This window comes from Microbispora sp. NPDC049633 (assembly GCF_040675265.1).
In the GTDB taxonomy this organism is placed as follows: domain Bacteria; phylum Actinomycetota; class Actinomycetes; order Streptosporangiales; family Streptosporangiaceae; genus Microbispora; species Microbispora maris.
This window is the reverse complement of record NZ_JBFAOO010000263.1, coordinates 1-8,341: the sequence shown is the minus strand read 5'-3', so window position 1 is coordinate 8,341 and position 8,341 is coordinate 1. Positions and strand designations below refer to the sequence as shown.

Genomic DNA, 8,341 nt, shown 5'->3' with positions numbered 1-8,341 from the left:
GGCCGCCGCGCTGGCCGCGGCGGCCCGGCATCGTCAATGGGCGGACGAGTGAGGTGATCCCCAGGACGAGTGCTCAGCCCGCGGCGTCGAGCCGGGAGAGCTCCTCGGGCGACAGCTCCAGGTCCGCCGCCCTGACCGAGTCGAGGATCGTCTCCGGCCGCGACGAGCCGGGGATCGGGATGACCACCGGCGCCTTCGCCAGCATCCAGGCCAGGCACACCTGCTGCGGGCTCACGTCGTGGGCCCGCGCCACCTCCGCGAACGGCGCGAAGCGGGAGCCCAGCTCGCCCGCCCGGGAGATGCCGCCGAGCGGGCTCCAGGGCAGGAACGCGATGCCCAGCTCCGCGCACAGCTCCAGCTCCGGCTCGCTGGACCGGAAGGACGGGGAGAACTGGTTCTGCACGCCGACCAGACGGCCACCGAGGATGTCATTGGCCTGGCGGATCTGCTCGGGGTTCGCGTTGGAGACGCCGGCGTAGCGGATCTTGCCCGCGTCCAGCAGGTCGCGGATCGCGCCGACCGACTCCTCGTACGGCACCCGCGGGTCGGGCCGGTGGAACTGGTAGAGGCCGATCGCGTCGACGCCCAGCCGCTTGAGCGAGGCGTCGCAGGCATGCTTGAGGTAGTCGGGCGAGCCGTTGAGCGTCCACGAGCCGTCACCCGGGCGCAGGTGCCCGCCCTTGGTGGCGACCAGCACGTCCGAGGTGTCCCCGTCGTAGCTCGCCAGAGCCTTGGCGATGAGCAGCTCGTTGTGGCCCACCTCGTCCGCGTGCAGGTGATAGGCGTCGGCCGTGTCGATCAGCGTCACCCCGGCGTCCAGCGCCGCGTGGATGGTCGCGATGGAGCGCTGCTCGTCGGGACGCCCCTCGATGGACATCGGCATGCCCCCGAGACCGATCGCGCCGACCTGCACGTCGCCGATGCGGCGAGTCCGCATGGAAGATCCCCCTCCTGGACACAGATCACAGTTCTGCGTGTCCTATCCTCCAAATTCGGCCTCAAGCCGTCCAATCGGGGATCGGCCGGGCTGTTACGAACCCGCGACGCGCACTCGCCTTGCCCGAATCGGTCAAATCACTACATAGTTCTCTATACCCTTCTTGGTCCGGGTCCCCGGGCCGGCGACCACCGAGGACAAAGGCGGCCCCATGAGCGTGCACGTTCACGTCCGGCTCACCGACGGTTACGCCGTCACCGACGACGGACAGCTGCTGGAGCACAGCAGCTGTCACTGCGGCGCCTCCTGGGAGAAGACGTACCTGGTGGACGAGGGCGAGCCCGAGAGCATCTGAGCCCCGGCGCCTCGGCGGAGTCCGGGAGACCTTCGAGCCGCGGACCGTGGACGGCGTCATGGTCTTCGACCTCACGACCGCGGCCACTCCGGCGACGGCCGCGTGAGCAGACCGCTCACCTGCCGTCGCGGGCGATGATCTCCAGCAGCGCGGTGTGCGTCTCCGGGTCGGCCGCCACGACGAGCCCGCCCGCCCCGGTGTGCAGTGGCTCGCCGTGGATGCCGGTCACCACGCATCCGGCGGCCCGGCACAGCGCGATCCCGCTCGCGAAGTGGACGCTGTCGCGCAGATGCCCGTCGGTGACATAGGCGGCCCGGCGACCCGCGGCGACCCATGTCACCGCGAGGGTGGTGGAGACGACCCGGGGACGGAAACGCTCGGCGAAGCCCGGGTCCGCGAGGAGGCGGGCGGCCCGGAAGGCCGGCGCGTTCGGGAACGGCGGATCGAGGTTGACGTCCACCAGCCGCGATTCGGCCGATGGGGTGATCCGTTCGTCCACATCTTCGCGACGGACGTACGCGCGGGCGCCGCCGGTCCAGAACACCTCGCCGGCGAACGGGTCGGCACAGGCCGCCGCCGTGACGGCGGATCCCACCCGCAGGGCGACGTTCACCGCGACGAGCATGCTGCGCGCGGCGTAGTTCAGCGTGCCGCACAGAGGATCGACCAGCCACATGCGCTCCGCGCCGTCCCGCCCGGTGCGTCCGCTCTCCTCCCCCGTCACGGCGTCGTCCGGACGCGCCGCGCGGATGACGTCGAGGATGGCCTTCTCCGCCTCGATGTCCGCGACGGTGGCGAAGTCGCCCGCGGACTTCGCGAAGCGCGTCAGCGGCGTTGCGTACATGGCGCGCACGACGGCGGCTCCGGCTCGCGCCGCCGTCAGGGCCAGCTCCTCGTCCGTGATCGACACGGGATCAGGACTATCACGGCCCCGGCCGGGGCGCGCGGGCAGAGCGGGAGCGCGCGGGCAGAGCGGGAGCGCGCGGGCAGAGCCAGGGGGCGGCCCTCTCCCCAAGACGATCGCTTCTCACTAGGCTGATCCAGAAGTTTCCTCTGTTCTGGTGTTGGAGCCGCTCATGTCCCCCGCGTCGCCGGATGTCGCCCTCGCCCGCCGCCAGTCGCTCGCGGACCTGCTCAGGCGCTCCGCCCGGCGGCAACCCGGCCGCCTGGCCGTGGCGGACGCGGCCCGATCGCGTACGTACGCGGAGCTCGACGAGGACGTGACTCGGGTCGCGGGCGCGCTGGCCGCGCGGGGTGTGCGCCCCGGGGATCGGGTGGCGGTGCTGTCGCGCAACAGCGTGGACTACGTGCGCACGATCTTCGGCGTGGCCCGCGCCGGGGCCGTCCTCGTGCCGGTCAACTTCATGCTCGGCGCCGACGAGATCGCCTACGTGCTGTCCCACTCCGGCGCGGTCGCGCTGATCGCGCAGGACTCCCTGCTGCCGGTGGCGCGGGACGCGGCCAAGCAGGCCGACGCGCTGCGGCTGCGCATGGTGTACGGCGGTGTTCAGGACGAGGGCTGGGAGCCGTTCGACGCGCTGCTCGCCGAGGACGTGGCCGAGCCGGTCGTGCCGATCGGGCCCGACGACGCGGCGCAGATCCTCTACACCTCGGGCACGGAGTCACGCCCGAAGGGCGCCGTGCTGTCCCACGCCGCGCTGATCGCGCAGTACTCCAGCTGTGTCATCGACGGCGGCATGACCCGCGACGACGTGGAACTGCACGCGATGCCGCTGTTCCACTGCGCCCAGCAGCACTGCTTCCTGGTGCCGGACATCCAGCTGGGCGCCTCCAGCCACATCCTCCCCGGAGCCGACCCCGCCGCCGTGCTGGAGGCCATCGAACGCCACGGCGTGACGAAGTTCTTCGCGCCGCCCACGGTGTGGATCTCGCTGCTGCGCCACCCGGACTTCGACCGGCGCGACCTGTCCTCGCTCCGCAAGGGCTACTACGGCGCGGCGATCATGCCGGTCGAGGTGCTGCGGGAGATCGGCGAGCGGCTGCCGGACGTGCGCCTGTGGAACTTCTACGGCCAGACCGAGATGGCGCCGGTCGCGGTGATGCTCCAGCCGGAGGACCAGATCCGCAAGGCGGGCTCGGCCGGCCAGGCCGCCCTGAACGTCGAGACCCGGGTCGTGGACGCCGACGGCGACGACGTCGCTCCCGGGGAGATCGGCGAGATCGTGCACCGCAGCCCGCACGCGATCCTCGGCTACCTGGACGACCCCGGGAAGACCGCCGAGGCGTTCCGCGGCGGCTGGTTCCACTCGGGCGACCTCGGGGTGATGGACGAGGAGGGCTACCTCACGGTCGTCGACCGGATCAAGGACATGATCAAGACCGGCGGGGAGAACGTCGCCAGCCGCGAGGTCGAGGAAGTGATCTACGAGCACCCGGCGGTCGCGGAGGTGGCCGTCGTCGGGGTCCGCCACCCTAGCTGGATCGAGGCCGTCGTCGCGATCGTGGTGACCAAGCCGGGCGTAACCGTGACCGAGGAGGAGCTGCGCGCCCACGTCCGGGCCCGGCTCGCCGCGTTCAAGGTGCCCAAGGCCGTCGCGTTCGTGAACGCGCTGCCGAAGAACCCGAGCGGCAAGATCCTCAAGCGTGAGCTCCGCGACCGCCATGCCGCCCTCGCCGACCGCATCCCCGGCACCCGCTGAGCCGTCCACGGGCCGAGGCCGGTGAGCGGGCGGGCCACGCCCGTCGCCGTCCCCGGCCTCATGGCGCGACGGACTCCAGCCGCGACTGTCCGTCGAGGACGTACCCGCGGCCCCAGACCGTGCGAAGCGTGAGGCCGAGGGGCTGGATCCGATTCCGGATGCGCATCATGTGCAGGTCGAGCGCGTTCCTCGTCTCCGACCCCCCGCAGTCTCTGTACAACCTGCATTTGAGCGCTTCACGCGCCACCACCTCGCCGAACCGGGAGATGAGGAGGTTCAGGAGTTCCGCCTGCGTGGGGGAGACGGAGGTCGACCGGGACCGGTAGCGGAGGACGTCGTCGCCGTCGATCCACGGCAGCCTGCTCCGCTGATATCTGCGGTACCTCCTGCTCAGCGCGTCTACGCGCGACCGCAGGTCGTCCCGGCCGATCGGCGCGCGCACCCAGTCCTCGTAGATGTCGTCGCAGACAGGGGCGTCGGAGCCCGCCTCGACGATCAAAATCCTCGGCACGTTGCGGGATCGGTACTTCTCACGCAGGTCACGCTGGACCGGCCAGCGCAGCAAGCGCACCTCCTCATCCTCCGCCGTGCGTGTCCGCATGCGTGTCCCCTTCCCCGATTCCTCTGTCCTCGCCGTGGCACCGCCCGCCTCGGGCGCGCGGAATCCCACCCCTTCTGGCGCGGAGGGGTGGGCTCGATCACGTTCGTCAGCGTAGGAACGGATTGCATGGAGATCGCATGGAGAGGGCATCGGGCGTCATGACACCGGCTTCGCCGCCGATTGCCTCAGGGCCGCCTTGTCCACCTTGCCGACGGCGGTGTGCGGCAGCGCGTCGACGGGGATCAGCCTGTCGGGGATCTTGTACGTGGCGAGGCCCCGCTCGCGGAGATACGCCTTGATCGAGGAGAGCTTGAGCTCAGTGTCACGGAGCACGACGAAGGCGTAGCTCCGCTCGCCGAGGATCGGGTCCTCGACGCCGACCACGGCCGCGTCCCGGACGGCCGGATGCGTGCGCAGGTGTTCCTCGACCTCCTCCGTCGGCACCTTCTCGCCGGCCCGGTTGACCACGTCGGTGATCCGTCCGACGATCACGATGTTGCCGTCGGGCCTGCGACGCGCCACGTCCCCCGTACGGAAGAATCCGTCCGGGGTGAACGCTCTGGCGTTCATCTCCGGCGCCCGGTAGTAGCCGCGCACCGTGTACGGCCCTCGGACGAGCAACTCGCCTTCCTGCCCGTCGGGCACCGGCGCCCCCGACTCGTCGGCCACCACGATCTCGTCCGCCTCGCACAGGGGGCGTCCCACGGTGCTCAGGATGACCTCCCGCGGATCCCCGAACCGGGTGTGGGTCATCATGCCCTCGCCCATGCCGAACCAGTGGCTGAGCCTGCAGCGGAGCACCTCCTGTGCCCGCCTGGCCTGCTCGGGGTCGAACTTCGCGCTCCCCACCTGCAGGGTGACCCCGGACAGGTCCGTCCCGGTCCTCTCCGCGCCGTCCGTCCACAGCCGGACCAAGGGCGGGACCAGCGTGGTCAGGGTGACCCCTTCCCGCCGGATCAGGGGGAAGACCTCCTCGGGCCGCACGCTCGTCGTCAGCACAGCCTTGCCTCCCGCGAGCAACGTGCCCAGCACCCCCGGGCAGCCGAGCGCGGCGGTGTGCGCCACGGGGTTCACCGCGAGATACACGTCGGCGGCGCTCACTCCCAGCGCCCGCGCGGTGGCCCGCAGGTTGAAGGCGTAGTCGTCGTGCGTCCTCGGGATCAGCTTGGGGAGCCCCGTGGTGCCGCCCGACAGAAGGAACAACGCCGGCTCGGCCGGGTCGACCCGGGGAAAGTCGGTGCGTCCGGACACGACGGAGTCGAGAGCGGTGAATTCGGCCGCGTCGCCGGCGACCAGGACGTGGCGGACCGCGGGGACTTCCTCGCGCACCGTACGGGCGAGCTCGCGATAGTCGAAGCCCTGGAACTGATCCATCGTCACGTAGGCGATCGCCCCCGAGCGGGCGCACAGATGCGTGACCTCGACTTTCCTGTGCCCGGGAAGCGCCAGCACGGGGATGGCCCCGACGCGGAGCAACGCGAGCATCACCACGACGAACTCCGGGACGTTGGGCAACTGGACGACGACGCGGTCGAGGGGCCCGACGCCGAGATCGAGCAGTCCGCCCGCCAGCCTGGTCGACGCCTCCGCCAGGTCCCGGTAGCGCATCCGGCGCTCGCCGCTCACCAGCGCCACGCGATCGGCGTGCCGTACGCATGCCTCGTGCAGCAGTTCGCCGAGTGGCCGGCCCAGCCAATAGCCGTCCTCACGGTAGCGGGCGGCGAATTCATCGGGCCAGGGGACGCAGCCTTCGAGCACAGTGCCCTCCTGCGGTGATTGACGGATCGGAAAGACGGCGGCCCCAGTGTGCGTCGTCTTCTCCGCGTGAATCGACGTCGCGGAAAGAGTCGTGAAAGGACGGCGGCGGGATTACCCGGACGCGGTCGTCGGCTCTTTCCGCAATCTTTCTGATTCGTCCCGGAATTTCGAAGAACTGGAACAGTCACTGTCGGGCGCGTTCCTCGGAGACGTCGAGGAACGCACGTGTCCGCATGGGCCGGAAATCCTAGGGGTGATCATGGCGAGCGCTCGTCTCCGAAACCGGTTACAACAGCGTCGTGCCGGGGGACGTCGAAGGGGTCTCACGATATGACTCTCGTCGGACAGTCGGTGATCGTGACCGGCGCGGGAACGGGTATCGGCAGATGCGTCGCGGCGTGCGCCGCCGGCCTCGGCGCCGATGTCACGGTGGTCGGGCGCAGGCAGGCGCCGCTCAAAGAACTGGCCGAACACGCCGCGGGCTCGATACACGTGGTGCCCGCCGACGTCACCGCACCTGGCGCGGCGGAGGAGATCGTCGCCGCCACCCTCGACCGGTTCGGACGTCTCGACGCCGTGGTGAACAACGCCGGGCTGGCCCGGTTCGGCCGCTTGGGCGAGATCGATCCGGGGGACTTCGACGCGCTGCTGAGCGTCAACGTCCGCGCGCCGGCGGAGATGATCCGATGCGCTCTTCCACACCTGCGGGCCAGTCGTGGAGCGGTCGTCAACATCTCGTCGGTCGGCGGCGTGCTGTCCATGCCGGGGCGTTCGTACTACGGCGCCAGCAAGGCGGCGCTGAACAGCCTGACCCGTTCACTGGCGCGCGAACTCGCCCCGGACGTCAGGGTCAACGCCGTGCTGCCCGGCCCGGTCGACACCCCCATGTGGGACGACGCGGGGATGACCGCGGAACAGGCCCAGGCGCTGCGCGACGGTGTCCTTTCGGCGACGCCGATGGGCCGTTTCGGCGACGGCGAGGAGATCGCCCGCTGGGTGTGCTCCCTGCTCGATCCGGAACTGTCCGGATGGATCACCGGTGCGTTGATCCCGATCGACGGAGGCCGGACGGCATGACGGATCGGGACGACGCCGCAGGCCATGAGACACACGGAGGCGACGCGTGAACGCGCACCTGAAGGCAGCGAACCACCTGGCGATGGCGGCGGCGATCCCCTCATCGGCCATCTACGGCGTCTTCCGGGAGGTCGAGGCCAAGGAGCGCGCCACCGGTGCCCAGGTGCACAAACTCCATGTCGGAGAGCCCTTCTTCCGCCCGCCGGACGAGGTCGCCGACGCCTTCGCGGACGCCCTGCGACGTGGTGACACCAGGTACGCGTCCATGGAGGGTCTCCTGGAACTGCGGGAGGCCCTGGTGGCGAAACTCGAGTCCGACAACGGCGTGGACACCGCGGTCTCCCGGATCTTCGTCTCCCCCGGCTCCTGTCAGGGCCTGTCCGCGCTACTCCTTTCCCTGGCCGAACCCGGGGCCGAGATCCTGCTGCCCGAGCTGCACTGGCCGGTTCACGTGCAGCAGAGCCTGCTGGCCGGTTTCCGTCCCGTCTTCTATCCGCTCGACTCCGGCTTCCGGCCCCATCCGGACGGAATCCGGGCGGTGGCCGGTCCGCGTACGCGCGTCATGCTGCTCAACTCTCCCGCCAATCCGAGTGGCGCCGTTCTGGACGACGAGCTGGCGCGGACACTGCTCGACCTGGCGCGCCAGCGGGGCTGGCAGGTCGTCAGCGACGAGGCGTACGAGCACTACGTGTATGACGGCGCGCACGTCTCGGTGGCGTCCCTGGAACGGGACGTCCCGCTCGCCGAACGCATCGTGCACAGCGTCTACAGCTTCTCCAAGAGCGCGGCCATGACCGGTTACCGGCTGGGGTACGTGGTCGCGGCCACCGAACAGGCCGCCGACGCGCTGCGCCTCGTCCAGGAGGCCTCCATCATCGCGCCCTGCACCCCGGTGCAGCACGCGGGCATGGCCGCGTTGCGCGCGCGTGCCGCCATCGCCGGGAGGAACCACG

The 8,341-nt window shown here is 70.6% G+C and carries 8 protein-coding genes; 4 read left to right on the top strand and 4 right to left on the bottom strand.

The genetic code is table 11. The annotated features are described in order from the left end of the window. Nucleotides 1–73 precede the first annotated feature (73 nt). Nucleotides 74–937 (bottom strand): aldo/keto reductase, encoded by an 864-nt coding sequence (locus AB0J39_RS36045; protein ID WP_363473076.1) that lies wholly within the window; start codon nucleotides 935–937, stop codon nucleotides 74–76. A gap of 211 nt (nucleotides 938–1,148) precedes the next feature. On the opposite strand from AB0J39_RS36045, the gene AB0J39_RS36040 reads away from it, so the two are divergent. After that, nucleotides 1,149–1,292 carry a hypothetical protein gene (locus AB0J39_RS36040; RefSeq protein ID WP_363473073.1) on the top strand — a complete coding sequence of 48 codons (144 nt, stop codon included), beginning with the start codon at nucleotides 1,149–1,151 and terminating at the stop codon, nucleotides 1,290–1,292. Nucleotides 1,293–1,407: 115 nt separating this feature from the next. Here AB0J39_RS36040 and AB0J39_RS36035 read toward each other — a convergent pair whose 3' ends face one another. Next, a complete protein-coding gene (locus tag AB0J39_RS36035; RefSeq protein WP_363473070.1) occupies nucleotides 1,408–2,202 on the bottom strand; it encodes an inositol monophosphatase family protein in 795 nt (264 codons plus the stop codon). Nucleotides 2,203–2,368: 166 nt separating this feature from the next. Here AB0J39_RS36035 and AB0J39_RS36030 point away from each other — a divergent pair, with 166 nt between their 5' ends. Further along, nucleotides 2,369–3,952, top strand: a complete 1,584-nt coding sequence (locus tag AB0J39_RS36030) for a fatty acyl-CoA synthetase (protein ID WP_363473067.1) — start codon at nucleotides 2,369–2,371, stop codon at nucleotides 3,950–3,952. A 58-nt stretch (nucleotides 3,953–4,010) separates the two neighbouring features. On the opposite strand, the gene AB0J39_RS36025 is transcribed toward AB0J39_RS36030, so the two are convergent. After that, nucleotides 4,011–4,553 carry a helix-turn-helix domain-containing protein gene (locus AB0J39_RS36025; protein WP_363473065.1) on the bottom strand — a complete coding sequence of 181 codons (543 nt, stop codon included), beginning with the start codon at nucleotides 4,551–4,553 and terminating at the stop codon, nucleotides 4,011–4,013. Nucleotides 4,554–4,709: 156 nt separating this feature from the next. Beyond that, the gene (locus AB0J39_RS36020; protein ID WP_363473063.1) at nucleotides 4,710–6,311 is read right to left on the bottom strand and encodes an AMP-binding protein; all 1,602 of its coding nucleotides are present in this window, start codon (nucleotides 6,309–6,311) and stop codon (nucleotides 4,710–4,712) included. Between the two features lie 330 nt (nucleotides 6,312–6,641). On the opposite strand from AB0J39_RS36020, the gene AB0J39_RS36015 reads away from it, so the two are divergent. Both AB0J39_RS36015 and AB0J39_RS36010 read left to right on the top strand, forming a co-directional pair. Then, nucleotides 6,642–7,388: an SDR family oxidoreductase gene (locus AB0J39_RS36015; RefSeq protein WP_363473061.1), complete on the top strand. Its 747-nt coding sequence runs from the start codon at nucleotides 6,642–6,644 to the stop codon at nucleotides 7,386–7,388. A 46-nt stretch (nucleotides 7,389–7,434) separates the two neighbouring features. Next, nucleotides 7,435–8,341 (top strand): pyridoxal phosphate-dependent aminotransferase (locus tag AB0J39_RS36010; RefSeq protein WP_363473059.1); only part of this gene is annotated, 907 nt, incomplete at its 3' end.

Bases quoted from the DNA above. Each gene is read 5' to 3' on its own strand.
- AB0J39_RS36045 (WP_363473076.1), bottom strand. From the start codon at position 937: ATGCGGACTCGCCGCATCGGCGACGTGCAGGTCGGCGCGATCGGTCTC.
- AB0J39_RS36040 (WP_363473073.1), top strand. From the start codon at position 1,149: ATGAGCGTGCACGTTCACGTCCGGCTCACCGACGGTTACGCCGTCACC.
- AB0J39_RS36030 (WP_363473067.1), top strand. From the start codon at position 2,369: ATGTCCCCCGCGTCGCCGGATGTCGCCCTCGCCCGCCGCCAGTCGCTC.
- AB0J39_RS36025 (WP_363473065.1), bottom strand. From the start codon at position 4,553: ATGCGGACACGCACGGCGGAGGATGAGGAGGTGCGCTTGCTGCGCTGG.
- AB0J39_RS36015 (WP_363473061.1), top strand. From the start codon at position 6,642: ATGACTCTCGTCGGACAGTCGGTGATCGTGACCGGCGCGGGAACGGGT.